The organism is Leptospira sarikeiensis (assembly GCF_004769615.1).
Taxonomy (GTDB): Bacteria; Spirochaetota; Leptospiria; order Leptospirales; family Leptospiraceae; genus Leptospira_B; species Leptospira_B sarikeiensis.
On record NZ_RQGF01000009.1, the window covers coordinates 114496 to 139822 of the forward strand.

Annotated in this window: 25 protein-coding genes; 8 read left to right on the plus strand and 17 right to left on the minus strand. The window is 41.3% G+C overall.

The window, feature by feature from the left end; all coding sequences use genetic code 11:
* Window positions 1–101: 101 nt before the first annotated feature.
* Entirely contained in the window at window positions 102–689 is a 588-nt protein-coding gene (locus EHQ64_RS03625; protein ID WP_135648141.1) for a class I SAM-dependent DNA methyltransferase, read from the plus strand.
* A gap of 88 nt (window positions 690–777) precedes the next feature.
* Here the strand turns inward: EHQ64_RS03625 and EHQ64_RS03630 are convergent, their stop codons facing one another.
* A complete protein-coding gene (locus tag EHQ64_RS03630; RefSeq protein WP_135648142.1) occupies window positions 778–1059 on the minus strand; it encodes an LIC_11321 family protein in 282 nt (93 codons plus the stop codon).
* A 133-nt stretch (window positions 1060–1192) separates the two neighbouring features.
* On the opposite strand from EHQ64_RS03630, the gene EHQ64_RS03635 reads away from it, so the two are divergent.
* Complete coding sequence (locus EHQ64_RS03635; RefSeq protein ID WP_135648143.1) at window positions 1193–2191, plus strand: LA_0442/LA_0875 N-terminal domain-containing protein; 999 nt, start codon at window positions 1193–1195, stop codon at window positions 2189–2191.
* On the opposite strand, the gene EHQ64_RS03640 is transcribed toward EHQ64_RS03635, so the two are convergent.
* The 3 genes from EHQ64_RS03640 to EHQ64_RS03650 form a co-directional block, all read right to left on the minus strand.
* Window positions 2188–3168, minus strand: a complete 981-nt coding sequence (locus EHQ64_RS03640) for a cysteine synthase A (RefSeq protein ID WP_135648144.1) — start codon at window positions 3166–3168, stop codon at window positions 2188–2190. The genes EHQ64_RS03635 and EHQ64_RS03640 overlap by 4 nt on opposite strands.
* A gap of 168 nt (window positions 3169–3336) precedes the next feature.
* Window positions 3337–4392 (minus strand): class I fructose-bisphosphate aldolase, encoded by a 1056-nt coding sequence (locus EHQ64_RS03645; protein ID WP_135648145.1) that lies wholly within the window; start codon window positions 4390–4392, stop codon window positions 3337–3339.
* Between the two features lie 114 nt (window positions 4393–4506).
* Complete coding sequence (locus EHQ64_RS03650) at window positions 4507–6000, minus strand: ATP-binding response regulator (RefSeq protein ID WP_135648146.1); 1494 nt, start codon at window positions 5998–6000, stop codon at window positions 4507–4509.
* Between the two features lie 350 nt (window positions 6001–6350).
* Here EHQ64_RS03650 and EHQ64_RS03655 point away from each other — a divergent pair, with 350 nt between their 5' ends.
* From EHQ64_RS03655 to EHQ64_RS03660, 3 genes are all read left to right on the plus strand, one after another.
* Complete coding sequence (locus EHQ64_RS03655; RefSeq protein WP_135648147.1) at window positions 6351–6791, plus strand: CBS domain-containing protein; 441 nt, start codon at window positions 6351–6353, stop codon at window positions 6789–6791.
* A 324-nt stretch (window positions 6792–7115) separates the two neighbouring features.
* The gene (locus EHQ64_RS20145; RefSeq protein WP_167882345.1) at window positions 7116–7292 is read left to right on the plus strand and encodes a hypothetical protein; all 177 of its coding nucleotides are present in this window, start codon (window positions 7116–7118) and stop codon (window positions 7290–7292) included.
* A 4-nt stretch (window positions 7293–7296) separates the two neighbouring features.
* Window positions 7297–7800: an LIC_12238 family plasminogen-binding lipoprotein gene (locus tag EHQ64_RS03660; protein WP_135648242.1), complete on the plus strand. Its 504-nt coding sequence runs from the start codon at window positions 7297–7299 to the stop codon at window positions 7798–7800.
* On the opposite strand, the gene EHQ64_RS03665 is transcribed toward EHQ64_RS03660, so the two are convergent.
* From EHQ64_RS03665 to EHQ64_RS03700, 8 genes are all read right to left on the minus strand, one after another.
* Entirely contained in the window at window positions 7797–9734 is a 1938-nt protein-coding gene (locus tag EHQ64_RS03665) for a tetratricopeptide repeat protein (RefSeq protein WP_135648148.1), read from the minus strand. The genes EHQ64_RS03660 and EHQ64_RS03665 overlap by 4 nt on opposite strands.
* A complete protein-coding gene (locus EHQ64_RS03670) occupies window positions 9731–10195 on the minus strand; it encodes a chemotaxis protein CheW (RefSeq protein WP_135648149.1) in 465 nt (154 codons plus the stop codon). Before EHQ64_RS03670 ends, EHQ64_RS03665 begins: the two co-directional genes overlap by 4 nt.
* A 9-nt stretch (window positions 10196–10204) precedes the next feature.
* Window positions 10205–10936 (minus strand): hypothetical protein, encoded by a 732-nt coding sequence (locus EHQ64_RS03675; protein ID WP_135648150.1) that lies wholly within the window; start codon window positions 10934–10936, stop codon window positions 10205–10207.
* Window positions 10937–11220: 284 nt separating this feature from the next.
* Window positions 11221–12282, minus strand: a complete 1062-nt coding sequence (locus EHQ64_RS03680) for a mannose-1-phosphate guanylyltransferase (protein ID WP_135648151.1) — start codon at window positions 12280–12282, stop codon at window positions 11221–11223.
* The gene (locus EHQ64_RS03685; RefSeq protein ID WP_135648152.1) at window positions 12283–13161 is read right to left on the minus strand and encodes a hypothetical protein; all 879 of its coding nucleotides are present in this window, start codon (window positions 13159–13161) and stop codon (window positions 12283–12285) included.
* Window positions 13161–13412 (minus strand): RNA chaperone Hfq, encoded by a 252-nt coding sequence (hfq, locus tag EHQ64_RS03690; protein WP_008592014.1) that lies wholly within the window; start codon window positions 13410–13412, stop codon window positions 13161–13163. Before hfq ends, EHQ64_RS03685 begins: the two co-directional genes overlap by 1 nt.
* Window positions 13413–13418: 6 nt before the next feature.
* Window positions 13419–14303: a tRNA (adenosine(37)-N6)-dimethylallyltransferase MiaA gene (gene miaA, locus EHQ64_RS03695; RefSeq protein WP_167882349.1), complete on the minus strand. Its 885-nt coding sequence runs from the start codon at window positions 14301–14303 to the stop codon at window positions 13419–13421.
* A gap of 17 nt (window positions 14304–14320) precedes the next feature.
* Window positions 14321–14761 (minus strand): TIGR02300 family protein, encoded by a 441-nt coding sequence (locus EHQ64_RS03700; RefSeq protein ID WP_135648243.1) that lies wholly within the window; start codon window positions 14759–14761, stop codon window positions 14321–14323.
* Between the two features lie 113 nt (window positions 14762–14874).
* Between EHQ64_RS03700 and EHQ64_RS03705 the strand changes: the two genes are divergently transcribed.
* Complete coding sequence (locus EHQ64_RS03705; protein WP_135648154.1) at window positions 14875–15621, plus strand: pyridoxine 5'-phosphate synthase; 747 nt, start codon at window positions 14875–14877, stop codon at window positions 15619–15621.
* A gap of 109 nt (window positions 15622–15730) precedes the next feature.
* Here EHQ64_RS03705 and EHQ64_RS03710 read toward each other — a convergent pair whose 3' ends face one another.
* Window positions 15731–16579, minus strand: a complete 849-nt coding sequence (locus EHQ64_RS03710) for a hypothetical protein (protein ID WP_246048580.1) — start codon at window positions 16577–16579, stop codon at window positions 15731–15733.
* 178 nt (window positions 16580–16757) lie between these two features.
* Here EHQ64_RS03710 and EHQ64_RS03715 point away from each other — a divergent pair, with 178 nt between their 5' ends.
* Both EHQ64_RS03715 and nadB read left to right on the plus strand, forming a co-directional pair.
* Window positions 16758–18569: a S41 family peptidase gene (locus EHQ64_RS03715; RefSeq protein WP_167882346.1), complete on the plus strand. Its 1812-nt coding sequence runs from the start codon at window positions 16758–16760 to the stop codon at window positions 18567–18569.
* 35 nt (window positions 18570–18604) lie between these two features.
* Window positions 18605–20221, plus strand: a complete 1617-nt coding sequence (nadB, locus tag EHQ64_RS03720; RefSeq protein WP_135648156.1) for an L-aspartate oxidase — start codon at window positions 18605–18607, stop codon at window positions 20219–20221.
* A gap of 117 nt (window positions 20222–20338) precedes the next feature.
* Here the strand turns inward: nadB and lsa25 (EHQ64_RS03725) are convergent, their stop codons facing one another.
* From lsa25 (EHQ64_RS03725) to omp85 (EHQ64_RS03740), 4 genes are all read right to left on the minus strand, one after another.
* The gene (gene lsa25 / locus EHQ64_RS03725; protein WP_135648157.1) at window positions 20339–21022 is read right to left on the minus strand and encodes a surface adhesin Lsa25; all 684 of its coding nucleotides are present in this window, start codon (window positions 21020–21022) and stop codon (window positions 20339–20341) included.
* Window positions 21023–21034: 12 nt separating this feature from the next.
* Window positions 21035–22552 (minus strand): Omp85 family outer membrane protein, encoded by a 1518-nt coding sequence (gene omp85 / locus EHQ64_RS03730; protein WP_135648158.1) that lies wholly within the window; start codon window positions 22550–22552, stop codon window positions 21035–21037.
* A gap of 371 nt (window positions 22553–22923) precedes the next feature.
* The gene (gene lsa25, locus EHQ64_RS03735) at window positions 22924–23607 is read right to left on the minus strand and encodes a surface adhesin Lsa25 (RefSeq protein ID WP_135648157.1); all 684 of its coding nucleotides are present in this window, start codon (window positions 23605–23607) and stop codon (window positions 22924–22926) included.
* Between the two features lie 12 nt (window positions 23608–23619).
* Window positions 23620–25143 carry an Omp85 family outer membrane protein gene (gene omp85 / locus EHQ64_RS03740; protein ID WP_135648159.1) on the minus strand — a complete coding sequence of 508 codons (1524 nt, stop codon included), beginning with the start codon at window positions 25141–25143 and terminating at the stop codon, window positions 23620–23622.
* Window positions 25144–25327: the final 184 nt, after the last annotated feature.

Below are 25327 nucleotides of genomic sequence, written 5' to 3' on the forward strand. Positions count from 1 at the left end.
GATAAACCTCTGTGTTCTCCGTGGGCTCCGTGCGAACATAAAATATTGAAAGATAGTTTCACACAGAGATCGCTGAGTTCACAGAGAGTTAAGAAATATTTATGGAAGATAATATATTCGATCAGATCGCAAATAGCTATGATTCGGAAGAAAGAAAAGAATTAGCTAGGATCATTGCGAATGCAATAAAACCGAAATTAAAGGAAAGTAAGAACAAATCCCTGTTGGATTTCGGCTGCGGCACTGGGCTTGTTGGTTTGGAATTAGCCCCATTCGTAGACAAAATCTTTTTCACCGACTCTTCCGAGCAGATGTTGGAGATAATAAATAAGAAGATCATCCAAGGTAATATAAAAAATGCAGAAGTCATTCCACACGGCTCTACTGCAGGTATAAGAGTAGATATAATCATAGTCTCTCTGGTCCTTCTTCATATACCTGCCGTTAGCGAGACCTTAAGCCAGCTTTATTCTATATTAAACGCGAATGGAAAGCTTATTATCGTAGATTTTAATAAGAATGAAAAGATCAATCATCCGAAAGTGCATAATGGATTTACGAATGAAGAACTGAAGTCTCTGTTTGAGAATGCAGGATTTAAGAATATAGAGATCCAAACATTTCATCACGGCAAAAATATTTTCATAGGCCAAGACGCTTCCCTTTTCATCTCGACTAGCCTAAAATAAAGTCGCTACTTTATCTCTGTGAGCTCAGTGAACTCTGTGCGAATCTGTGCGAATCTGTGCTCTCGTTTTAACGCAAGATGGTATCTTCTCAATCCCAGAGAGACTGAAAACAAAGCACTGAGTCTTTTTCAAAACTTTGATAGCCGGATTTGGCGACACATTCTTCTTCTGTGGCAGGAAAATAATCGAATCCGCCTCCCTCGTATTTGATCTTACAACAGCCTTTTGAATTAGAAGGTTTCTCTTTTTTGGGAGAAGGTTCGGAAGTTTTAGGATCTTTCTTTGGCTCCGGAGAAACTCCGAAAACAGATATAGAGGCGCAGATAATAACAATCAGAAAAAGTAAAATTTGAACCTGAAAAGATCTCATGTTCAGATTTATCCGATTATTTCTTTCCTAAGGCAAGAAAAATCCGGAATTCAAAATGTATGGTCAAGTTTTTACGTTGACTCTCGGGCCTTCCGAAGGTGACAAAGGGAGAAAAGACCGAATAGGAATCCAAATGAAAAACCTCCGCTCCTTCTTAGCCGGTAGAAAATTCGCACTGGCATACTTCGCTTTAGTCACTTTCGCATTCACTCAAGTTTCGGCAGAAACCATCCTCTTCAAGAATGGCGAAAAAACTTATGGAACAGTGATCGATCAATCTACCGATACTGTTACCATTCTCAAAGAAACCAAAAGACAGGCTATTCCTAAGTCTCAAATCCTTAAAATTATCTTTAAAGACATCAAAGACGAAGCTGAGATCGCCAAACTTTTCGAAACTGAAAAGAAGAAGTTAAATAAAGACGGCAAAAAACCTGAAAAAGAAGAACAATTGGATACTCTTCTATTAGAACAAATGATCAAGGAGAACAGTTACAAAACGGTTCAAAAACGTTTAGCCTTAATCGAAAAGTACATAGATGAGCAAGACTCTAGTTGGGAAGAATATATTTCCGAGAACAGAAATCCTTGGGAACCGGTTTGGAAATCTGCAATCCTTCCTGGTTGGGGACTCTCTACCATGAAACATGAGAACTACGCGAGGACCTACCAGGTGCTTATCGGCCTTTCCATCATTGTAGCGATAGGTGGAAGCCAAGCAGCAACTGAACAACATAATAAAGCAGAGAATCGCCTCGGCAAAATATTGATCGAAGATCCAGTTACTTATGCTCAAATCCAAGGTTCCGGAATTACTGGAGCATCATTTGTAGTCACAAAAATGCAATCTGATAGTATTTCCGAATACAATTCAGCCAAGAGTAAAGAAAACCAGTATGAAACTTATAGTAGGACCGGTTTATATTTAGGAGTGGGATTGTATCTAGCCCAGTTAGCACAAAGCTACTTCTTAGGTAAAAAATGGGCGACTCATAATATCATCCAAACCCCATCCGGAGAATCAGTGAAGGAAGGATTTAATTTTAAAAGTAATTACTTACCGATTGCGGCCGGCGCCGGAAGTTCTCTTTGGGAATACCGCACCGACCTAAATTATGTAAGCACTTTCTAAACTTGAGGAACTGAAAACCCTTTAGAATTCAACCAGTCTGGGTCATATAACCTGGACTGGTATCTAGCCCCACTATCGCATAGAACGGTGACTATCGTATGTCCCGGTCCCAATTCCTTCGCTAATTTTACCGCTGCCCCCACGTTGATCCCGCTAGATCCCCCTAAGAACAGTCCGTCTTTACGAAGAAGAGTATAGATAATATCTAAACATTCTGCATCGGTCACACGGATTGCATCATCAAATGGAGCGTCTTTCATATTCTCAGTGATCCTTCCGTTACCGATCCCTTCGGTAAAAGAATTTCCTTCCGAACTCAACTCGCCCTTCTTTACAAAATTATAAATTGCGGAACCGTAAGGTTCTGCAGCGATCGTTTTGATCTTAGGATTTTTCTCTTTGAAAAATAACGCAGTGCCGCTGAAAGTCCCGCCTGTTCCTAAAGAAGCGATCCAAGCATCCAGTTTTCCATTCGTCTGTTCCCAAATTTCAGGACCTGTAGTATGATAATGAGCCAAACGATTCGCAACATTGTCGAATTGATTTGCCCAAATCGCATTCGGAGTTTCTTCCGCAATACGAGCGGAAACTTTTACATAGTTTCCCGGATCCTTATAGGGAACCGCAGGAACAGTTCGAACTTCCGCACCCAAGGTTCTTAACAAATCGATTTTTTCTTTGGACTGAGTATCCGGAATTACGATCAGACATTTATAACCTTTGGCATTACATATATGAACGAGCCCGATCCCAGTATTACCAGCAGTTCCTTCTACAACTGTTCCACCAGGTTTGAGAAGACCTTTTTTCTCGGCTTCTTCTATAATAAATAAAGCGGCTCTGTCTTTGACGGAACCGCCAGGGTTCATAAACTCTGCTTTTCCTAAAATTTCACAGCCGGTTTGATCAGAATAATGATTCAATCGAATGAGAGGAGTATTCCCGATCGAATCCGCAAAACCTTTCTTAATACTCATATTAGCCTCTTTATAATATTATAATTCAGTAAAAATAAAAAAGGAAAGCAAACCCATTGTTCATGGATCTACTTTCCCCCTCGAATTTTTCCGATTTTGTTTTTGTTCCGGAAAAATGGAAATATTTACGATCTTATGCCCGTATTACGGAGCTTAAGGATCCTTATCTTAAGCGATTGTAACGTCTTTGGATAGATACACGTCTTGGATCGCATTCAATAGAGCAACACCGTCTTTCATCGGTTTTTGGAATGCTTTTCTTCCGGAGATGAGTCCCATTCCACCTGCTCTTTTGTTGATCACTGCAGCCTTAACCGCGTCACCCAAATCGTTAGAACCGGAAGGTCCTCCAGAGTTGATCAGACCGATCTTGCCCATGTAACAATTCGCTACTTGGTATCTTGCCATATCGATCGCGTTCTCGGAAGAAAGTTCAGTATACATTTTATCGTCTTTTTTGCCGAATTTCAGATCTCTGAATCCGCCTAAATTGGTTTCAGGCAATTTTTGTTTTACGATATCAGCTTGGATAGTAGCAGCTAAATGGTTCGCTTGTCCAGTAAGGTCGGTAGCGATATGATAATCCGTTTTATCATTCTTGAATGCATCGTTTCTAAGGTAAGCCCAAAGAATAGTAACAAGACCTAACTCGTGAGCTCTATGAAAAGCTTCGGAAATTTCTTGGATCTGTCTGGAACTTTCGTCTGAACCGAAATAGATCGTAGCTCCTACAGCCGCAGCTCCCATATCAAATGCCTGTTCTACATTCGCGAAAAGGATTTGGTCGAATTTGTTTGGATAGCTTAAAAGTTCGTTATGATTGATCTTAACTACGAAAGGAATTTTGTGAGCATATTTACGGGATACCAATCCTAAAACTCCCAAGGTAGAAGCAACTGCGTTACATCCGCCTTCGATCGCGAGTTTTACTATATTTTCAGGATCAAAATAAGCAGGGTTCTTAGCGAAGGAAGCTCCAGCGCTATGCTCAATGCCTTGGTCTACAGGAAGAATAGAAAGATATCCTGTTCCAGCAAGACGTCCTGTATTGTAAATGGATTGGAAATTTTTAAGAACGGTGTTATTACGATCCGTCTTTGCAAAAATATCATCAATATAATTTGGCCCAGGGATGGTCAGTGTTTCTTTCGGGATGGTTTTAGAGACATGATTTAAAAGAGAATCCGCTTCCGCACCTAATGCGCTCTTGATTTTATCTAACATTCCAGTTATACCTATTGGTTTTATCGATCTGTGACTAGTTTTGGGGCGAAGCCCAAAATTTCCATCGATTTTCGACCCCAAAGGCCTGATCAAAGATAGGCTTAAACAAGCCTTCTATTTTGTCTGAACCGGGATGCGAATATGGAAATCGGTTCCGGAGCTGGACTTTTGGACATCCAGTTTTCCATGATTGGATTGAATGATCCCGTAACAAACCGACAAACCCATTCCAATTCGAGAGTCATCCGACTGGATCCTTTCAAAAGGTTGGAATGCATTCTCAGGGTCCAATTCTCCTCTTAAGTTTCCGGACAGGCGGATATCCAAATATTTACCGGTACCAGACTTAGACTCTTCTAAATTCGCGTTCAAATGGATCGTGCTACCTTTCAGATCGGAACCGACACCTTCCGCGTAAAAATAGAGAAGATAATATAAAACTTCTTTAATTTGATTTTGTTTTAAGAAAATATCAGGCATATCAGTAGAAATATTCTTAACTAATATAAGATCCTTGGACCTTAATAATTCAGAGATGATCCCTTCTACTCCTACAAGAACATCTTCCAACTTACACCAAACAGGTTCTTCGTTATCGGAACGGGAGAATAGGATCAGGTTTCGGATGATCCCGGAGATCCTTTCCCCTTGTTCTATGATCACTCTAGCATAATTTCGGATATCAGCGGGAAGATCTTTTTTATTCCGAATAATATTCCCGTAATTGATCACACCCATCAGAGGATTATTGATCTCGTGGGCAATCCCCGCAGCCAGTTTCTGGATAGACTCTATCCTTTTTTCGGACTGGATCACCTTCTCCATTTCGGAGATCCTTTTTTCAGAAACGGAAAGAAGATCCAATTCGGAGAATGTAACAATACTCCCTACGATCCTTCCAGCCTCGTCTCTGATCGGAGAGACCCTGAATCCAACCCTGACTTTTCTATCGTCTTTCCTGACCAGCACAGCAGGAATATATCTAAGATTATGGCCTAAATTATCAGGATGTTCTCCCGAACCGATCTGGGTCTGGATAAAAGAAAGAACAACATCTCCAGGTTTTCCAAGAGCCTCTTCCAAACTCCAACCTGTAAGTTCTTCCGCGGCATGATTTAGAAATATAATATTTCCTTCTCCGTCTAAGGAAACCGCACCTTCGGAAATACTTTGGATCACATTCTTAAATTCTTTGCCGCTCTCTTTTACTATCCCTAAACGTTTCTGTTGTCTAAGAGCGATCTCGATGGAAGATTTTAACTGATGGTTCTGAAAAGGTTTCGTGATATAAGCATAAGTGGAAGCTGCATCCATTGCGCGCATAAAAGTAGAATCATCGGTATAAGCCGTCATAAAAACGATCGGAACATCTTTGATCCGTTGGATACTTTGAGCGGTTTGGATACCGTCCATATCTCCTTCGATAGAGATATCCATTAATACTAGGTCCGGATCCGTTTCCTTAAATATAGATTGTGCGTCTTGGCCGTTTGCAGCCACTCCAGCAATTTTATATCCTAAATTTTGAAGGGTTTTTTGAAGGTTGAAAGAAAGTAACCACTCGTCTTCAACGATTAGAATATTCGGCTGTTCTGGAGAAGAACTCATACTCGATGATAATATATTCCTGGAGTGGTAAAAATCACAACGCTTGCGTTATGCTCCCACGTTAGGAGTTTATTGGGAAATCCTTTTTTCAGAATATGATTGATTCCTTAAAATTTTCAAAAAATTTCCTGATCTCATTTTACCATTTAGATATATAAGAAGAAATCACCTATTTGTTCCAAATTCCTATACTCTCGGTTTTTATTGTTTTTTTTGCGATTTTAATCCTTATTTTTCCGCCCATTCGCCCAAAATCACCAAAAGCATGTCATAGATCCGACCTCTTTTTTCCAAAAAAAGTCCTTGAATCGAAGGTCGATGAAAACTACACTTTGGGCCTAGAGGTGGCCATGCTGGTAAAAGATATCTTGGAAAAAAAGGACCGCAAGATCCTTTCGGTGGAACCGAATACCACCGTTTGGGAAGCGATCCGATTTATGACCAAGTATGATATAGGCTCCGTAATCGTGCTAAAAGAAGGGAAACTCGCCGGTATCTTTACAGAAAGAGATTTACTTCATTTCGCTTCTACGGATCGGGAAGCTGTCTTCGAAAAAACAGTAGCGGATCTAATGTCCACTACCCTAACAACGATGCAACCTACCGACCAAGTGGATGAAGTATTATCTATTATGCTAAAAAAAAGGATCCGACATATGCCTATTTTAGACGGGAATAGATTGGTAGGTATCATTTCCATCGGAGACGCAGTAAAAGCAAAAATCGCAAAAACAGAAGAAGAGAATAAAAACTTAAAAAACTATATATATAGCGAATCCGGATTCATTTGATCTCTTTGATTTTCTACGAATCAGGGACCCCGATCCTTTTTATTTTCTAAGATGTATATTGCTATAAGGGGAAAATTGCCCCTCCTGGTTTTCCAAGGGGGCGAGTGGCTCACATTCGGGTATTCCCGTAATTTCCTAAAAGGTAATGATACTACCCAAGGCTTCAAGCCTGTTTTTCCGAAATCGGGTTGCCGGAATCACTTTTCCGGTTAGTATCGACCTAGGCCCGGCCAAAAACCGGGAAAGAGGAAGGTTGAACGACGGTCTCAAATACTCAGGAAAGACTGTCTAAATCTACAAAACAAAAAGGATCCCTCCCCCAGAATGAAACTCTTATTAATTATAATATTCGCATACTTAACATATAGGTTCTTACAGAGATTATTATTTCCTCATAGGGAGGAAACTTCCGGATTCAGAGTGGTATTTCCAGAGAGGGAATATTCTCCTAGAGAAAAAGATATTTCCGATAAGGGGAGAGTCGTTGGAAAAGAAGAATAAACAAATGAAGATCCGATTTTCCAATCTACTGATCCTATCTTATTCCTTATTTTTCGTTTCTTGTTTAGGAATGAGCGGAGAATTCGGATGGGCGCTCGTAGACGAATCCAAACAAGGCCAATTGGAAAAAAAATTCTTCAATGTCCAAGAGTTCACATTAACCAGGGAAAAGTTAATTTTTCCAACGGACAAAACCTTAGTGTATCTTTATAAGTTTTCCAGAATGCCGAATCCGGAAGCGGAAATCTACGTAAGTTTAAGTAGATTCCAAGTAGGCTTCAACGAAATAGAAGTAAAACGCAAAAGACCTGAAATTTCGAGCTCCAGCATCACAGGGAGTTTCCAAGAATTGATCTCTGGAAAATATCTAATGAAAGTCTCCTATGAAGGAGAAGTAATCGATAATGTAGAATTCAGAGTGATCGAACCGGAAGGAAAGGAAGAAGAAAAAGAATCCGGCATAGACGATATAGACAAATACACTAAGGCAAAAAAAGTCCTGAATTAATACGTATCTCCCGCAAGAGGATCCCTAGGATATGGATCTCTTTGCATCCCGTCTTCCAGGATCTTATTGATCCTTTCTATATTTTTTAAAGCAAGATTGATCTCAGTCTGATTTCCTACTTTTAGGATCTCTTCATTCATTCTTTTAGATTCCCCATAGTTCTTTTCAAACTCATAGAGGATAGATAATCTTTGCATTGCTCTCGGCCCTGGAGAAGCATCTAACTTCGTGCGGATTATATCCATTTTTTCTTTGGATTCTTCCATCTCTAAACTTTTAAGCCTGTACTGAGCCATATCCTGATCGTTTGTTCTTTCTAGTAGTCCTTTTTTGATCTGGAGTAATTCTTTCTTACCTTGAGAATATTTTGTTTCTTCCAGCCTCAAATTTTCACGGAGCCTGTCATAAGCTTGAATGGACTTAATTAGTTCGTCTTTTTCTTTAGGAGGCTTTTTCTCGTATCTATATAATTTAGAGATCCCTAAATAAGCGAGCACTTCCATCCGGATCCTTTCTTGGGATTCAGGAAAGGAAAGTTCTGCGGAAGTCGCCTTTTCCTGATCACGTATCTCGATCCAGTCTTGGTAATACTTTTTACCGGCTTCCAGATTCCCCAATTTGCTCTCGAAGAAGTTCCCTAATTCAAAAGCGTAGATCCCCTTTTTCTTCGGATCCGGTTCAGATAAATAATATTTTTCGTAAAATTCCGCTGCCAAAACATATTGTTTGAGTTCCGTATGCAAAGAAGCTATGGAACGATAAACGGATGCGATCTCTGCTGGAGTTTTATTTTCTTTTAGAGCAAGAGCCAGATATTTTAAGTAGAAGTCCAAGGATTTGGCTTTTTTTCCGGACGCCTTTAACTCTTCTGCCAATGCTAAAACAACGGGGGAATATTCCGGATCCAGTTTGAATGCAAGTTCGAGTAAAGCCGCGTAGGCGAAAAAATCAGTATTTCTTTTATAATCGAATAAAACGAAGATACCCTGTCCACTCACAGAGGTCTTATTGACCACTTTTAGTCTTTCTTTGTTTTCGTTCTCGGATTCTTTTACGTATTTTGCAAGAGTAAAGATAGCATCCGAGTCTTCTCTTGATTTTCTCTTAAAGAAGGGATAATAGTTATTTTCGAAGGAATCTTTATAGGAATTATCCGCCCTTTTCAAAGCGTCTTCTGCAGTTTTTACATCCTGCTTTGCGAGAGTGATATCATTTGCACTCACCTTTCTGTTCGAAGGGGGACCAGACTCGAAGATCAACTCCTTCTCCCGAACGGAAGCCGCTTCCAGTAAATGAACTCTATCCTTAGCCTTCTCCAGATCTACATTCGATTTTTCTAATTCTTTTTTGGAACTGGAATGCTGCCTTGCCCTCTCCACCTCGTTCGTATCATATAATTCTCTAAGTCTTTCTTCCTTAGAGAAGGCCTCTTCCGTATGAGAAAAGTCCCTATATCTAAGAGCTGCAACCGCCTCTTCTAACGCCTTGAAGTTTTGTTTCTTTTTGGAATATTCTACTGCGAGCAACCAATGGAGTTCGTATAGAATAGGAGAATCCCTAAGTTGATTTGCCTGAGTGATCTTACCTAACATTTTTAAGATCAGAAGTCTTAAAGTGTTACGGTCCGTTTTTTCGGTGAATATACGACCTAGTCTTCTTTCTTCTTCCGTTCTTTTAGGATCCACGAACTGTGCATAGTACGGATCCAGAACTTGGCGGATGCTCGTGATCGGATCAGCGACAGATTCGGAAGAATTGAGTAAGTTTTCTTTTAATTGGCGCAGGTTAGCCGGTGGAATTACTTCGTGAGGAAGTTTATAAATGCCTGCTGGATCTAGTCTCTGATCCTGTTCGTCCGCTTGTGTTTGGACGCCAATTCCCAACCATAAAAGGAGTAAGAGAAAGGCGCCCCTTTGCAAGCGGGCAAGTTTCATTTCGCCCCAGCACCCAACTCCGCTAATTCTTCTGATCCTAGGATTTTTTCGATATCGATCAGAATGATGAATCTATCATCCTTCTTACCGACTCCCGTGATGTAACGGGAGGAAATTCCTTTGATAGAAGGAGGAGGAGGATTGATCGTTTCAGGAGGAAAAAGAGCTACGTTAGCTACCTTGTCTACTATGATGCCTACGGACTCGCCGCCAATTTTAACCACGATCGCACGATCGTATTCTTGTTCATGAGAATGAGGAATATTCAGCTTAACACCGAGGTCCACCATCTTCACAACCTTACCCCGGATATCCATGATACCTGCGAAATAGTTTTTTGACCTGGGAACTTTTACCAAGTTATGGATCTTAATGATCTCATCCACAAGCACGATGGGAAGAGCATATTCCTCTTCTCCTAAACTAAAAAGAATGTATTGGTGTTCGATCTCGGCGGACATTCCCCCTCCTTAGAAACGGGTGAATCCGTAATAATAAAAATACGATCCGGAGCCAAGAAAGAGTGCAACTTTCGAGAAAAGCGGATCGCGTTTCCTCAGTATCCAGTCCAATCCGCCAAAAAGCAAACCGAAAACCGCGAGTGAAAATCCGAGCAAATAAAAATCCATGTAAGCATACCAGATCCCGAGCGCAGAACCGAGACCTAAGGCATAGTCCTGGAAATCTCCCCAGAATCTTCTCTTTACCCTGGTCCATAAGGGCTCTTTTTTCTCTCTTTCAAAAAATCTTTTCCAAGATCTAGGGTTACGATCTATCCCGAAAATATGATCATACTTAGTGGAAACTTCCCAAGGTTTAGGGTTCCTTCTTTCGGGTCCGCCTAGAGGTTCAGGAGAAACTCCGTAGGCACCGCCCATAATTTGAAGAGCGTCCTTGTCAGGAAGAGAAGATAATAGATCTCTAAAAGGTGCAAATCTGGAATATAAAGGATAAGATCTTCCGGTAGTTAGGTCCGTCTCTTTTAGGATAGAACCGTCTCGAATCGTGGCGACATAGATGCGCCCGTTCTCCCCTGCAACTTCCAAGGTGAGGCGGATCTTTCGATCATGATAATGAAAATCCGCTTGGAGAATATCTCCATCGGGAGTTTTCGATTGGTAGGATTTCGTATATCCTTTCGCAGGAGGAAACTCAGGTTTCCACCAACGTCTTAAAAGAGAATAGTCCTGGAAGGAGGCCATACAGCAACAAGATCGGTCATTTTCTAATTTTGCTTTAGGCTTTGAAGTTGCTAATTCTGTGCTCGGGAGAGCTCCCGATCTAGGCAGGTGAGGCAAAAAGACCGGGTCCTCGATCGAATTCCCGGTCTTTCAAGACATCAGATTAAGATATCTTATTTGCCTTTCTTCTTATGACGATTCTGTCTTCTCTTTTTCTTCCTCTTATGAGTCGCGATCTTTCTTCGCTTTCTTTTTTTACCGGAAGGCATTCGGTTCTCCTGTTAGGTTCCTAACCTGCCAGGAAATTATTCGGTGTACTTTTGTAAACCTTTATTTTTACGGATCTCGGCTACCATATTTTTGATATCACCGATGCCTTCTTTAGAAGCGATGAAGAGAACATCTTCTTCTTCTACGACAACGATATCTTGAACTCCTAAAAGAGCAGTGAATTCTTTTTTAGTCTGAGTGACGTTGTTGCCGGATTTATAAAATAGAATTTCTTTCCCGATATGCCTATTGCCTTGGTTATCACCCGGAAGAACTCTTTCCAATGAAAGCCAAGATCCAACATCGTCCCAAGAGAAACTAGATTCTACCATTCTGATCTTGGAACTTTTTTCCATGATCGCAATATCCACCGGATCGGATGGAAGAAGTTTGAATGCTTCTCCTAAATCTCCCATCTTCTTGAAAGGAAATCTATCCTTTAAAGGTTTTAATATTTTAGGAGAATGTTCTGCAAACTCTTGGAGGATTAAACTTGTCTTCCAAAGAAAGATCCCAGGGTTCCAATAGAAATTCGGTTTTTTAATATACTTGATCGCTGTTTTTACATCCGGTTTTTCGAAGAACGATTTCACTTCGAATCCGTGTTTAGTCGGTTTTCCAGCAGCAATATATCCGTAACCAACTTCAGGACGATTCGGCTTGATCCCTAAAAGAACCAAATGTTCGTCCGTTTCTTTGAGAGCCTTTTGGATTGTTTTAGCAAATTCTTTTTCAGAATTCACCCATGCATCCGCAGATAAAACTACCTGAACTGGATCTCCGAATTTTTCCTGAAAGTACAAGGAAGCAAGTGCGATGATAGGTGCCGTATTTTTTCCTTCAGGCTCTATGATAAAATTATTCTCAGGGAAACTTCTTTCCTGGGCCAGGATCGCTTTTTTTAGAGTAGCGTTCGTCCCGATGAATACACGATCAGGACTCGTAATCGTATAAGCTCTGTTTAATGTTTCTTTCAGAAGAGTATTTTTAGAATATACTTTCTGTAATTGTTTCGGAGTAGAAACCCTGGATCTAGGCCAGAATCTTTCTCCTTTTCCTCCCGCCATGATCAGAACTACGGGTTTTTCTTGTGTCATCTATTCCACCTCTTTAGGTTTTGGGGCGGACTGTTTTTTCTTACTCAAAGTTTTCGGATCACCGAACACGGTATCGGAAGGAAGAAGTAATACTTCCACATTTTCTCCGATATTATCATAAAGCAGAAACTCTTTCATATCCGGATTCTTCTTTAAGAAATCCTTATATTGTTCCCATTTTTTCTTGGAAACCGCAAGTTTTGCTTCTTCTTGTATAGAATACAGTTCTGCCTTTTTTAAGGCTTCTATTCTTTCCAATTTTTTGGTTAGAATGAAGTTAGGATTACGGAAAATATTCGTTATCAGTATCGGATCAGGGATCTCCAATTTGATGATACGAACGGATTCGATCTTAAGCCATGGGATCTCTTGAGAAAGGTTCCTGACCAGATCTGTTCTCAGAAACGAGGAAATCGCTTCCTTGTTTAAGTTTATATTCTTATCGTCTTCTATCGAAGCTCTAAGTTTGGACTGAAAAATACCCGCTAAATATTTGGATCTTCCGGCTTCCGTTTTTCCGCCGGATAAAAAATACTTTTTGGATTCTTCTCCTTCTAAATGGAAGGATACGTCCAAGAGAGCCTTAATTTTTCCCTCGTCCGATTTTTCGGAGAATAATCCTGAAGAAAGATCATGTTGGATCTCCAACTGCAAAGCCAATGAGTTAAGAGATTCTTTCTCTGTGGATTTTTCCCAAAACTGGGCAGCTCCGATCTCGTATACGAAACCGGGACCTCGGACAAAGGATATTAGTTTAGATTCGCTTCCCCAGACGGCCAGGGCTTCTCCTTCTTTAATTACAAAAAGCGGATAAGATATTAGTAATATCCCCGCTATAATGAATAGAATGAAAAGGGCCCGGCCTACCTTTCGGAACATTAGGCGGAAGGAGCTTCTTTCGCTGCTTCTTCTGTATAAAGTTTGATTACTTTAGAAGGAATAATCGTAGAGATCGCGTGCTTGTAAACCAAACTCTGCTTATTCTCCTGCTCAAGGACTATCGTGAAATTATCAAAACTTACTACCTTTCCTTTCAAAGGAACTCCGTTTAAAAGATAGATGGTCAATTCCAGTTTTTCTTTTCTAGCCGTATTGAGTAGTTGGTCCTGTATATTATTTTTAGCAGACATAGATTTTTATCCGTTTATATTTTTTATCTTTTTGTACGCCTCTTTCGGATGGATCGGTTCCAATATCTTTTGTTTTCGGAACCAAGTGATCTGACGTTTGGCGTAATTCCTATGGGACTGGCTTAAATTCCCAAAGAATGTCTCAAGATTGGACGTTCCTTTAATATTTTCAAGCGCGAAATTATAACCTAAGGACTGAAGCCCGGGACAATCTTCTCCGTATTTGTCGGCGACTCTTTTGGCCTCTTCACCCATTCCAAATTCTATCATTTTCCGAGCCCTGGAATCGATCCGTTCGTACAATTCCTTTCGATCGAAGTCCAAAAAGTAGGCCCCAAGTATATTCAAATTTTTGGAAATTAGGGCCCCGGCTCCCTCTTCTACCTTAAGTTCTGACCAACGTGCGCCCATCCAATTCACTTCTAAGGCCCGCCCGTATCTGTAATTGTCATTTGGAAAGATCTTCTGAAGAGCCGCAGGATCCAACTTTTGTAATTCTTGGATCCTCTCTTCCATACTCAAGGATTCCACTTTTAGTTTCACTTCTTCCGTGATCTTTGGGACCGGGAACATTCCGTATAAGAATGCATTCAGATAAAATCCTGTGCCCGCGGTTAAAACCGGGACTTTCCCTCTGGCAAAAATTTGTTCTAACGCTTCTTCTGCGAGTTGTACGTATTTTCCTGCATGGATGGATTCGGAAGGAGGAAGAAGAGACACCATATGATGTGGGATCTTTTCACAATCTTGGGGGCTTGGGGCTGCTGTCCCTATGCTTAGTTCTTGGTAGATTTGTCTGGAGTCGAATGAGATAATTTCAAAACGGGACGGGTCCAGTTCGCTCACCAGAGCCGTTTTTCCGGCCCCAGTGGGAGCTGTGAGAATAAGTATGGAATTGGAAGTTGGGATTATTCCTCCTCCTCTTCCTCTTCTTCTTCGTCCTCAAGAGGTTCTTCAACGATACCTCCCTCTTCTTCTTCGAAACCTACTTCTGCATCATAATCTAAGTTTTCTTCCGGAAACTCTTCTTCTTCCACCCTGGCCACTCTGGACCTTGATTTAGAAGGAGGACGTTTGCTCTGGTCTGCACCACATTTAGGGCAGATCTTAACTTCTTTATTTAAGTCGTAAAACTTAGTACCACAAGTATGACAGGTAAACTTTTTACCCAGGGGATTTAGAGAGGAAGATTTTGAAGAGGAAGACTTTTTTGTCCCCGCAGCAGGCTTACTTGCGCTAGCCACTTCCTTCTTTTTCGCCGGAATTTTTTTCTTCGGCGCAGATTTTTTAACCGGAGCTTTGGACTTCGGTGCAGCTTTTTTCTTAGCCGTTTTCTTAGCTGTTGCCATCGGAATTGACCATGCTGGAAGCCACGTATTCTGATTCAAGCAGAAAATGGTTCCAGAAATCTAGTTTCCGTTAACTTATCCAACCAAAGAATGGATAAAGAATATGAGGGTCTATGGTCCATCTGAGCGTAAATGTTAATAAAATAGCCACTTTAAGAAATTCCAGAGGCGGAAATCATCCGGATCTACTGTATATTTCTAAATTGATCTTAGAAGCAGGCGCTCACGGAATTACAGTTCATCCCAGAGAAGATGAAAGGCATATCAAAAAGAAGGATGTGTTCGATCTAAAGGAATTCCTTTTACGTTATAATAAGGAGAAAGGACTAAAAATAGAATACAATATGGAAGGAGAACCTTCCTCTCGATTTTTAGATCTTGTTCTTTCCGCTAAACCGGACCAGGCAACGTTAGTCCCGGTTACCCCAGGAGAGATCACTTCGGATCATGGTTTCGATCTGAAAAAGGATTCTAAAGAACTCGCCAGTTATATTCGTAAGATCCAAGACGCAGGGATCCGGGTTTCTATCTTTATGGAAACTGATCTAGAAAATTTGAAACTGGTGAAAAATACGGGAGCGGATCGTGTAGAATTTTACACAGGTCCTTATGCGCATGCTTTCGATCAGTCTCCAGAAAAAGGAAAAAATGCATTCGAATCTTTTCAAAAAGCGGCAGAACTTTTAGTTTCCGAAAAGATCGGGATCAATGCAGGCCATGATCTGGATCATTTTAATCTTCCCCTATTCTCTCGCCTTCCAGGTCTACAGGAAGTCTCCATCGGCCATAGGCTCATGTCCTATGCACTTGAGATCGGGATCGAGAAGGCTGTGAAAGAATACCTAAAGGCATTAAATTAATTTCGCACAGAGTTCACGGAGAACACAGAGTTTTTTTAATAAATTCAAAGACAATTTCTGCGTTCCCTTCCAACCCTCAGTGATCTCTGTGTTCTCTGTGCGAACCAATCTATTTAGTCGGAGTGTCCGATAGTTCTTTGGCGAGTTCTTTAAAGCCGGAATAGTTGGAATCTTCGGATAGTAATAAGAAGGCCGCTTTTTTTAAATTCGCGGAAAGAAGAGAAGATTCCGCATTCGCCTTTGCTAATTCTTCCAAATTGGATTTAAAACTTAAGAGATGTTTTTTGGCGGAGACCTGGTCCTTGGAAGAAACCGCTTTTTTCAGTTCCTTCCAGGACTGAGTCGCCTTGTTCCCGGAAACAATATCTTTGGGAGTACGTCCGAATTCTCCAGAAAGATCCCAAACTTTTTTGTAAGGATGGTTCTTTTCCAGAAATTTATAATATTCGGAAGAAGGTTTAAACGAATTCGGTTTTGCTTTTGAGATCAAGTTTTGATCCAATCCACATTCAAAAAAGATACCCTTACTCAAAGATTCTTTGGTGATCGACTGGATCTCAATCAGCTTAGAGACCGCTTCCGAAGCTTCGGATGAATTTCCTTTTTTACAGGCGCTGATTGCGATTTGGTATAATTTTTCTTCCGAATCTTCCGATGCGGATTTTTCGACTTCTAATTTGAGAGAAGAAGAGAATGCCAACTCTTGGTACAATGGATCCTTCGGATCGGCGTTTTTTGCGCGAATAGCGTATTCCCAGGCTGCTCCATTTTCCCCTAAAGAATCGTATAAAACGGATAAGTTATAACAAGCGAGACCCCTATCTTTTCTCAAGGATCTGCAGGAAGATTTTAATAATTCCAAAGAAGATTTTCTTTCTTCTTCCGTTCCATAAAAATCAAGGATTGCCTGTTCTTGTATGAGTTCCGACCCGAATCTTCCCCCTCCTGGCACCGACACTGAAGTGCAGTAAAAAGTTCCCGAGAAACAGAAAAAACCAAGCAACCAAAGGGCGAAAGACTTCTTTACGAAACCCTGATCTGAGAATAGTTTTCGGGGGAATAGATTGACAATGCTTGTTCGAGGTGGAAAATGATCGAAAATCAACCTTGCAAAAAGAGGACCCGATTTGAAAAGCATGAGATCCCTCTCCTTATCCTTTCTCTCAGTTATTTTATGTACGAGCATCTTCTTCTGCCAACCTTCTTCCGGAAATTCCAAGACCACGGCAGATTTCACTCTCAAAGATTTTGATAGTGTAGTCAAGACTGTTGAGGGAAACTATATAGATAAAAATATAGATAAAAACCGCGCTTATAAAGATGCAGCGGTTTTCGCATTATTATCTCTCCCTCACGGGCTCTATCTCTATCCGGAAAGTTATTTTACAGATAGAGAAAAGTATGAAGAGGCTGATGATATTTTTCCGGGCAAATCCTTCAAACTTTCTCCGGATGATAAATTCGTTCTTTTCGATCCGGACTATAAGGAAGTGGAGAAGATCCGCGACCGCAAGCTGAAGGAAGAGTCCAATAAACCGAAACTTTCCAACGACGAAGTATTAAAACTCGTGGAAAGAGAAAGAGTTCGTAAAAAAGTCCTTACTGCGAAGTGGGAACAAACCAATTTTTCCAAAAAAGATTTCGATCGTGTTCTCGCATATATTGAAAAAAGCATCCAGAATTACACTACTCCTCCTCTAAAAGATCCGTTCGGAGAAGAAGATCCTAAAGAGAAAGAACCTTTTACCATTAAGGACGTGTATTTAGCCGCGGCGAACGGTTATCTTTCTTCCTTAGATCCTCATAGCCAAGTATTCCTAAAAGCAGCCTGGGAAGAATCCATGGCTAAGATCGAAGACGGAAGTTTCGAAGGGATCGGAGCGATCTTAAGTGGTGGTGGTAATAAAGAAGTCATCGTAGAAAATCCTTTAGAAGGAAGACCTGCTGTTAACGCAGGAGTCAGAGCAGGAGATATCATTCTTGCTGTAGACGGAAAGTCCACAAAAGGAATGCTCCTAGACAAGGTTGTGGAAAGGATCAAAGGAAAAAAAGGATCCAAAGTAGTTCTTACTATCCGTAGAAAAGGTGTGGCCGGGACCTTGAGTATAGAAGTGATCCGAGATACGATCGAGATCAGAAATATCACAAGCAAGCTCATGGACAACTATCCTCATATAGGATATATTAAATTGACCGGTTTCGTAAAATCAGATCCTTCGGTGGATAAAGAATTCGTACAACATTTTAAAGAATTAGAAAAACAATCCGCAGCGAAAGGAACGAAACTAAAAGCTTTAGTTTTAGATCTTAGAAATAATCCAGGAGGTTATTTGGATCTTGCGATCGATCTCGCTGATATGTTTGTGACCAACGGTCTAATCGTTTCCGTAAAAAGTCCGAATAGAAGTCCGGAAGATTCTAACGCTGGTAAAAAAGATCTTACTGATCTTCCTGTTGCAGTCCTGATCAACGCTAAATCAGCATCAGCTTCCGAGATTGTTGCTTCCGCATTAAAACATCATGGAAGAGGTCTGATCCTAGGAGAAAGATCTTTCGGAAAAGCAACCGTTCAAAAACTCCAAGAGTTACGTGGCAACGGAGCGTATTATATCAAATTGACCCAATCTAGATACTATGCGCCTTCCGGTAATACCATCCAAGTTGTAGGAGTAAAACCTGACGTGGATGTTTCGGCGGAAGAAGACGGCACTTTCCCTTTCCATTATAGAGAAGAGAATATGTGGAATCACCTTCCTGAACTTCCTTCTTCCGCAGAGGAGAAGAGCCATTTCGATACTAAAAAACTGGATACTTGGGTTAAGACAAACGGGAAAGCGGAGAAGTTCATCCAAGAACATAAGAATGATCCGATCAAACCGGACTTCCAGCTCATCCGTTCCATCGACTATGTGGAAGCTCTCTTAAGCACAAACGCAAAACGTAAGTAAAACTATAGGCGGCGAAGGCCGCCGTTAATATACGAATGCCTAGAATTAAAACCGATTTCTTAGTGATTGGAAGCGGTATTACCGGTCTTTTCCAAGCTTTAAAACTTTCTAAAGTAGGCGAAACGGTGATCGTGACTAAAAAGTCCGATTACGAGTCCAATACCAATTATGCTCAAGGAGGGATCGCCTCCGTTTTCGCCCAAGGGGATAAATTCGAAGACCATGTTACCGATACCTTGGAATCAGGGGCAGGACTCTGCGATCCTGAGGCAGTGCGAGTTTTGGTAGAAGAAGGCCCACCTTTAGTCAAAGAACTTCTCGAATACGGTGTTCCTTTCAATCTAAACCCTAAGGGAGAGTTTGACCTACACAGAGAAGGCGGGCACGGCACAAATCGGATCGTTCATGCACATGATAGAACCGGCCACGAGATAGAAAAAACACTCTTACAAGTGGTAAAACAAAATCCGAATATCAGAATATTAGAATATCATACAGTAGTAGATCTGATCACTCCCCACCATCTAAAAAGAAAAGGTCTGATCTGCTTCGGAGCATACGTTCTTTCCAATCATACCGGAGAAGTGATCCCTATCCTTGCTAAAAAAACAATCATAGCAAGCGGTGGATCCGGGCAGGTATATTCTCATACAACAAATCCTAAGATCGCGACCGGGGATGGGGTTGCCTGCGCTTATAGAGCGGGTGCAGAGATCCGGAACATGGAATTTTATCAATTCCATCCTACTTCTCTTTATCATGAAAAAGGAGATTCTTTCCTTATCTCAGAAGCGGTTCGAGGGAACGGAGCGGTATTACTTACCATGGACGGAGAGCCGTTCATGAAAAAATATCATCCGATGGGAGATCTTGCTACAAGAGATATCGTGGCAAGAGCGATCGACGCAGAGATGAAGAAGTCTGGTGATCCTCATGTTTGGCTGGATATTTCCCATAAACCTGCCTCGGAGATTAGAGAAGCTTTTCCTTCTATCCATGCAAAATGTTTGGAATTGGGTATCGATATTACTACGGATCCTATCCCGGTCGTTCCCGCGGCACATTTTATGTGTGGAGGGATCGCAACGGATCTTTGGGGAAAAACAAGGATAGAGAATTTATTCGCAGCGGGAGAAGCCTCCTGCACAGGAGTTCATGGAGGGAATCGCCTAGCATCCAATAGTCTTTTGGAATGTTTAGTATTCTCCAATCGGATCGCAGATGAGATCCGCAAAAACCCTCCTGACTTTTTACCTGAACACGAACTGATCCCTTCTTGGAATAAAGAAGGCCTGGTCAATACCGAAGAATGGGTTTTGATCTCCCACGATCTTTCAGAGATCAAGAATACGATGTCAAATTATGTGGGGATCGTTCGTTCTAATCTTCGTTTAGAAAGGGCAAAAAGAAGAATGGATCTGATCTATGCGGAAGTAAGAGACTATTACAACCGTACAATAGTCACAAATCCTCTATTAGAACTTCGTAATTTAGTTTTAGTTGCAGAATTGATTATCCGTTCCGCATTAGCAAGGCATGAAAGTAGAGGGCTTCATTACTCCACGGATTATCCGGAGAATAGATCCCCTTCTCGTCACGATACGATCCTAATCAACGATCTCGTGCACGGTGACCTGCAGGCTCCTTTATAATTATTAGATTCGCACAGAGTTCACGGAGGACACAGAGTTTTTAAAAGCAAACTTAAGGACAACAATGTTCGTCCCTCAGTGATCTCTGCGTGCTCCGTGCGAAACGAGTCTAAAAGTTTATCTCACACAACGAACGAAGTAGCGGCTTGTCTTACTGAATGCCTCGTCCTCTCCGAATCTGTCTCGGGAGAAAGATACTGCTCTTGCAGTTTTACCACCCGCATCCTGTTCATTCGCTGTTGAACTCCAATAGAAAGACTCTATTGTGTCAGGGAATTTTAAGATCATGAAGTTACGGCTATTAGAGCTTAAGTATTTCAACTCTAAGAAACTAGCTACTCTCCAATCCGAATGACCACCCGTGTTATCGTTTGCACAAGAATCATATGCTTCTGAACTTCCCGCTATCCCAATAGGAGAAGTCGTACTCAAAGTTTGAGGCAAACCTAATGTATTACAAGCATTCAGATCTACATTACAATACTGAAGTTCTGTAGCCCCGAAACTACTTGGGTTAGAAAGTGTTCCACTTGCCCCACGACAGCTATAGCTGGTTGCATCTCCGCTGAATACCTGGCCTTGGCTACAAGTCTTCCACATCAAACCGCTCGTGCTGTCTGTGACCGTTCCATCTCCCACATTCGTAAAACTCTGGAAGAAGATTGCTCCGGCGATCAGATCGCTATCGTCCTCTTCTTGAAAACCGTAAGGACTACGATCCAATTTCTCCTCACAACCCATCGACAAAAATCCGACTGCGAGTAAGGTGAATAATGATTTTATAATTAGTAATTTTCTCATCTCTTTCTTTCCTTAGAACGCGTGGCTGAAGTTTACGAATAATTGTTCGTCTTCTTTAGATTTTGCCCAGTCGATCATGATGATCGTTGCCTGGTTCCAAGCGATCCTGAGTCCGAGACCATGTGAATATTTGTAATCCTTAAGACCTGCTTTATGTTCATCGTCCCAAACTCGTCCGAAGTCCATAAAAGGAACTAAATTGAATGCGAAGTATTCGTCTCCGACCTTTAAGGATCCGAACTTCCATCTCACTTCAATATTACCCCAGCCCATCATTCTTCCTACGAAACGGTCCTGTTTGTAACCACGGATGGTACGAATTCCTCCGAGTCCTCCGATCAAACCTTCCGTTCCCCACATGTTTCTATATTCGAAGAATGGAACATCTCCTTCGGAAAGTCCCGCACCAAAACGGGAAGCAATCACGAGTTTTTCGAATACTTTAGGAAATGGACTCCAGAAAAATTTTCCCTGAGCAAAGTATTTTTGAAAATTGAAATCGGAGCCGAATGCTTTGCTGTTCTTTTCGAAGGTTCCTTCTAAAAACACCCCGCTGTTCGGATCAGGCTCGAAGTCTCGAGTGTCATACACAAGTGCAAGACGAACTGCGTTTACATATCCACCATTATAACCTAAAATTTTACCTGCTTCCGCATCTTCTGTCAGACGGGTTTTGGCGTTCGGCACATTCGCTCCGTAATCCATACCAAGAACAGGATCATAACCTGGCGCTTTTTTTCCGTCAAAGGTTCTGATTATATTTTCAGATGCTTTTATTCCTGCGACCAAACGAACAGTTCCACCGAAGAAGGATCTTTCTGTACTTAGGTTCACCATTGGAGTCTCTATGATATATCCGTTGTACATTTTATTCGTAACAACGAAACCAGGCTGGCTCGGAACACCGTAGTAGGTATTCCCACCAAAGGAGACAGGATCTTGAGGGCCTCCCGGTCTATAGTAACTATTATTCCGACTTTGATCCGCAAAAGTTGCGTTTGTATAATAATCTCCGCCCGGCTGGTTACGATCATAGTAACTCAAGGACTTTAAGGAACCTTCACCAATACCAAAGTAAAGAGTAGTAGGTGTGATCGTTAAGAACGCATCAGCACGTAAACGCCACTGAGTATTCGCAATAAACGGCATATCCAAGCTCAACTGATGATACTGAGCGTTCTTACTCGTATTAAAATACTGAGCGAAGAATCTTACTCTGTAAGGAGTATAATCGAATAGCGGGTCTGATTTCAGACCGTTATTGTATGCATATGCGCGGACACCAAAACCGACACCTTCAAGCGGATCAGAGTTGATTAGCGGTAATCCGGTTGGATACCAGCCTTCCCGTTTGATAGACAGGTCTTTTGCGCAAAGCTGTTTAGAAGAATCCATATGAAACGGTAAATTTTTGCGAGGAGCTGGCTTCTCACATCCCGGTTCAGGAATAAAATCTTGAGCTTCTAGATTGAAACTTACTGCTACAAAACAAATCGTTAGCACCAACGATTTAATTTCTTTAATCCTCATGTACACTCCGGATCTAAGATTTTGAGTTCGTTCGTTATCAGATCGAATAAAGCTTATGTCAATTGAAAATTTCGGATCGAGCCTCAGGGGACCCCATTCAACACGTAAAAGTTCCCTTTCATCACAAGGGTTTTTAAAATTTTAGCAAATTATACAATAGTAAACCACAGTTTAGCCCTAAATATAAGTGACATATAAGAGAAGGTCGCTTAACAAATGGGATATACTTTATGAATTTATAATATTTATAATACCAATCAGATTCGCACAGAGTTCACGGAGGACACAGAGTTTTTAAAAGCAAACTTAAGGACAACAATGTTCGTCCCTCAGTGATCTCTGCGTGCTCCGTGCGAAACGAGTCTAAAAGTTTATCTCACACAACGAACGAAGTAGCGGCTTGTCTTACTGAATGCCTCGTCCTCTCCGAATCTGTCTCGGGAGAAAGATACTGCTCTTGCAGTTTTACCACCCGCATCCTGTTCATTCGCTGTTGAACTCCAATAGAAAGACTCTATTGTGTCAGGGAATTTTAAGATCATGAAGTTACGGCTATTAGAGCTTAAGTATTTCAACTCTAAGAAACTAGCTACTCTCCAATCCGAATGACCACCCGTGTTATCGTTTGCACAAGAATCATATGCTTCTGAACTTCCCGCTATCCCAATAGGAGAAGTCGTACTCAAAGTTTGAGGCAAACCTAATGTATTACAAGCATTCAGATCTACATTACAATACTGAAGTTCTGTAGCCCCGAAACTACTTGGGTTAGAAAGTGTTCCACTTGCCCCACGACAGCTATAGCTGGTTGCATCTCCGCTGAATACCTGGCCTTGGCTACAAGTCTTCCACATCAAACCGCTCGTGCTGTCTGTGACCGTTCCATCTCCCACATTCGTAAAACTCTGGAAGAAGATTGCTCCGGCGATCAGATCGCTATCGTCCTCTTCTTGAAAACCGTAAGGACTACGATCCAATTTCTCCTCACAACCCATCGACAAAAATCCGACTGCGAGTAAGGTGAATAATGATTTTATAATTAGTAATTTTCTCATCTCTTTCTTTCCTTAGAACGCGTGGTTGAAGTTCACAAATAATTGTTTATCTTCTTTTGAAACCGCATAGTCGAACATAATGATCGTGGTTTGGTTCCAAGCGATCCTAAGTCCGAGACCTCTAGAATATTTATAATCTTTGGTCCCAACCTTATGTTCATCATCCCAGATCCTTCCGAAGTCTAGGAATGGAACTAAGTTAAATGCGAAATGTTGTCCTGCTACAGAGAGAGATCCGAATTTCCAACGTAACTCTATGTTACCCCAACCCATTGCTCGTCCCACAAATCGGTCTTGTTTATAACCTCTTAATGTGGTTCTACCTCCGAGTCCTGAGATCACACCTTCCGTTCCCCACATATTGCGGTATTCGAAGAATGGAGCATCTCCTTCCGTAATGGAAAAACCGCCTCGTCCTGCGATTACGAGTTTATCAAAAACTTTAGGAAATGGACTCCAGAAAAATTTTCCTTGAGCGAAATATTTGGAATAATCGAAGTTGGAACCGACTGCTTTGGAAGATCTTTCATACGTAGCTTCCAAGAAAACACCTTGGTTTGGATCCGGCTCCAAGTCTCTTGTATCGTAAACGACTCCAAGACGTACAGTATTTACGATACCACCATGGTACCCTAAAATTTTTCCTGCATTATTATCTTCAGTGACTTTAGTAGTACCGTTAAATGCCTTTCCACTGGAATTAATTCCTAGTCCATCCAAAAGAGGATCTGTTCCGTTCGCCAAAGTTCCGTCAAAAGTTTTAACGATGTTTTGGGACATTCTCATCCCTGCGACCAAACGAACGGTTCCACCTACGTAGGATCTTTCCCCGCTCAACATTGCGGTAGGAGAGATCAAATTGTATCGATTGTATTGGGTATCTGTTACTCTGAAACCGTTTTGAGCAGGAAATCCATTATAGACCGCTCCGTTAATATCAACCGGATCTCCAGGACCACCAGGTCTAGTGTAAGCCAAGTTTCTTTGCTGATCAGCGAAAGTTGCATTCGTGTGAACAGTTCCACCATCCTGGTTTCTATCCTGATAGCTCAATGTTTGAAGAGAAGCCTCTCCCAAACCAAAGAATAAAGTGTTCGGGTTTGCATCATATACACCCTCTCCTCTCAATCTCCACTGAGTTCCAAAAACGTAAGGAGCATCGAATGCGATATCCTGATACTGACGTTGTTTGGTCGTATTAAAGTACTGAGCGTAGATCCTGAATTTGTAAGGAGTATATTCGAAAAATGGATCTTCTTTCTTTCCATTATTATATGCGAATACACGAACTCCGTAACCTACACCTGTATTCGGATCCGAGTTCAAAAGAGGAAGTCCCGTAGGAAACCAACCTTCCTTCTTCTTTTCCAGATCTTTTAAACAGAGCTGTCTTTTCGGGCTGATATAAAACGGTAAGTCCGTTCTTTCAGGAGGTTTTTTACAACCTTCCAAAACTCCGTCATCTGCGGAAATACTTTGAGTCGAAGCAAAGGCCAATATAGCGATCAAGCCCAAGCGAATGAGGAAATGCTTCATGCAAAAACCTAATAATTTTTATAGAATTCGCAAGATATAATAGCATTGGAGCCATTGTCAAATTTATTCCTGGAACCTTTTCTTTCGAATATGGGTCAGCGCGATGAGATCGAACTCGATTCTAAAATTATTCTATCAATTGTTCGAAATAAGAAATTAAACTTTTAACGAGACTGAAATCTTT

Excerpts from the sequence above, each read along its gene's own strand:
- EHQ64_RS03625 (WP_135648141.1), top strand. The coding sequence starts at position 102 with ATGGAAGATAATATATTCGATCAGATCGCAAATAGCTATGATTCGGAA.
- EHQ64_RS03630 (WP_135648142.1), bottom strand. The coding sequence starts at position 1,059 with ATGAGATCTTTTCAGGTTCAAATTTTACTTTTTCTGATTGTTATTATC.
- EHQ64_RS03635 (WP_135648143.1), top strand. The coding sequence starts at position 1,193 with ATGAAAAACCTCCGCTCCTTCTTAGCCGGTAGAAAATTCGCACTGGCA.
- EHQ64_RS03640 (WP_135648144.1), bottom strand. The coding sequence starts at position 3,168 with ATGAGTATTAAGAAAGGTTTTGCGGATTCGATCGGGAATACTCCTCTC.
- EHQ64_RS03645 (WP_135648145.1), bottom strand. The coding sequence starts at position 4,392 with ATGTTAGATAAAATCAAGAGCGCATTAGGTGCGGAAGCGGATTCTCTT.
- EHQ64_RS03650 (WP_135648146.1), bottom strand. The coding sequence starts at position 6,000 with ATGAGTTCTTCTCCAGAACAGCCGAATATTCTAATCGTTGAAGACGAG.
- EHQ64_RS03655 (WP_135648147.1), top strand. The coding sequence starts at position 6,351 with ATGCTGGTAAAAGATATCTTGGAAAAAAAGGACCGCAAGATCCTTTCG.
- EHQ64_RS20145 (WP_167882345.1), top strand. The coding sequence starts at position 7,116 with ATGAAACTCTTATTAATTATAATATTCGCATACTTAACATATAGGTTC.
- EHQ64_RS03660 (WP_135648242.1), top strand. The coding sequence starts at position 7,297 with ATGAAGATCCGATTTTCCAATCTACTGATCCTATCTTATTCCTTATTT.
- EHQ64_RS03665 (WP_135648148.1), bottom strand. The coding sequence starts at position 9,734 with ATGAAACTTGCCCGCTTGCAAAGGGGCGCCTTTCTCTTACTCCTTTTA.
- EHQ64_RS03670 (WP_135648149.1), bottom strand. The coding sequence starts at position 10,195 with ATGTCCGCCGAGATCGAACACCAATACATTCTTTTTAGTTTAGGAGAA.
- EHQ64_RS03675 (WP_135648150.1), bottom strand. The coding sequence starts at position 10,936 with ATGGCCTCCTTCCAGGACTATTCTCTTTTAAGACGTTGGTGGAAACCT.
- EHQ64_RS03680 (WP_135648151.1), bottom strand. The coding sequence starts at position 12,282 with ATGACACAAGAAAAACCCGTAGTTCTGATCATGGCGGGAGGAAAAGGA.
- EHQ64_RS03685 (WP_135648152.1), bottom strand. The coding sequence starts at position 13,161 with ATGTTCCGAAAGGTAGGCCGGGCCCTTTTCATTCTATTCATTATAGCG.
- hfq (WP_008592014.1), bottom strand. The coding sequence starts at position 13,412 with ATGTCTGCTAAAAATAATATACAGGACCAACTACTCAATACGGCTAGA.
- EHQ64_RS03700 (WP_135648243.1), bottom strand. The coding sequence starts at position 14,761 with ATGGCAACAGCTAAGAAAACGGCTAAGAAAAAAGCTGCACCGAAGTCC.
- EHQ64_RS03705 (WP_135648154.1), top strand. The coding sequence starts at position 14,875 with ATGGTCCATCTGAGCGTAAATGTTAATAAAATAGCCACTTTAAGAAAT.
- EHQ64_RS03715 (WP_167882346.1), top strand. The coding sequence starts at position 16,758 with ATGAGATCCCTCTCCTTATCCTTTCTCTCAGTTATTTTATGTACGAGC.
- nadB (WP_135648156.1), top strand. The coding sequence starts at position 18,605 with ATGCCTAGAATTAAAACCGATTTCTTAGTGATTGGAAGCGGTATTACC.
- lsa25 (WP_135648157.1), bottom strand. The coding sequence starts at position 21,022 with ATGAGAAAATTACTAATTATAAAATCATTATTCACCTTACTCGCAGTC.
- omp85 (WP_135648158.1), bottom strand. The coding sequence starts at position 22,552 with ATGAGGATTAAAGAAATTAAATCGTTGGTGCTAACGATTTGTTTTGTA.
- lsa25 (WP_135648157.1), bottom strand. The coding sequence starts at position 23,607 with ATGAGAAAATTACTAATTATAAAATCATTATTCACCTTACTCGCAGTC.
- omp85 (WP_135648159.1), bottom strand. The coding sequence starts at position 25,143 with ATGAAGCATTTCCTCATTCGCTTGGGCTTGATCGCTATATTGGCCTTT.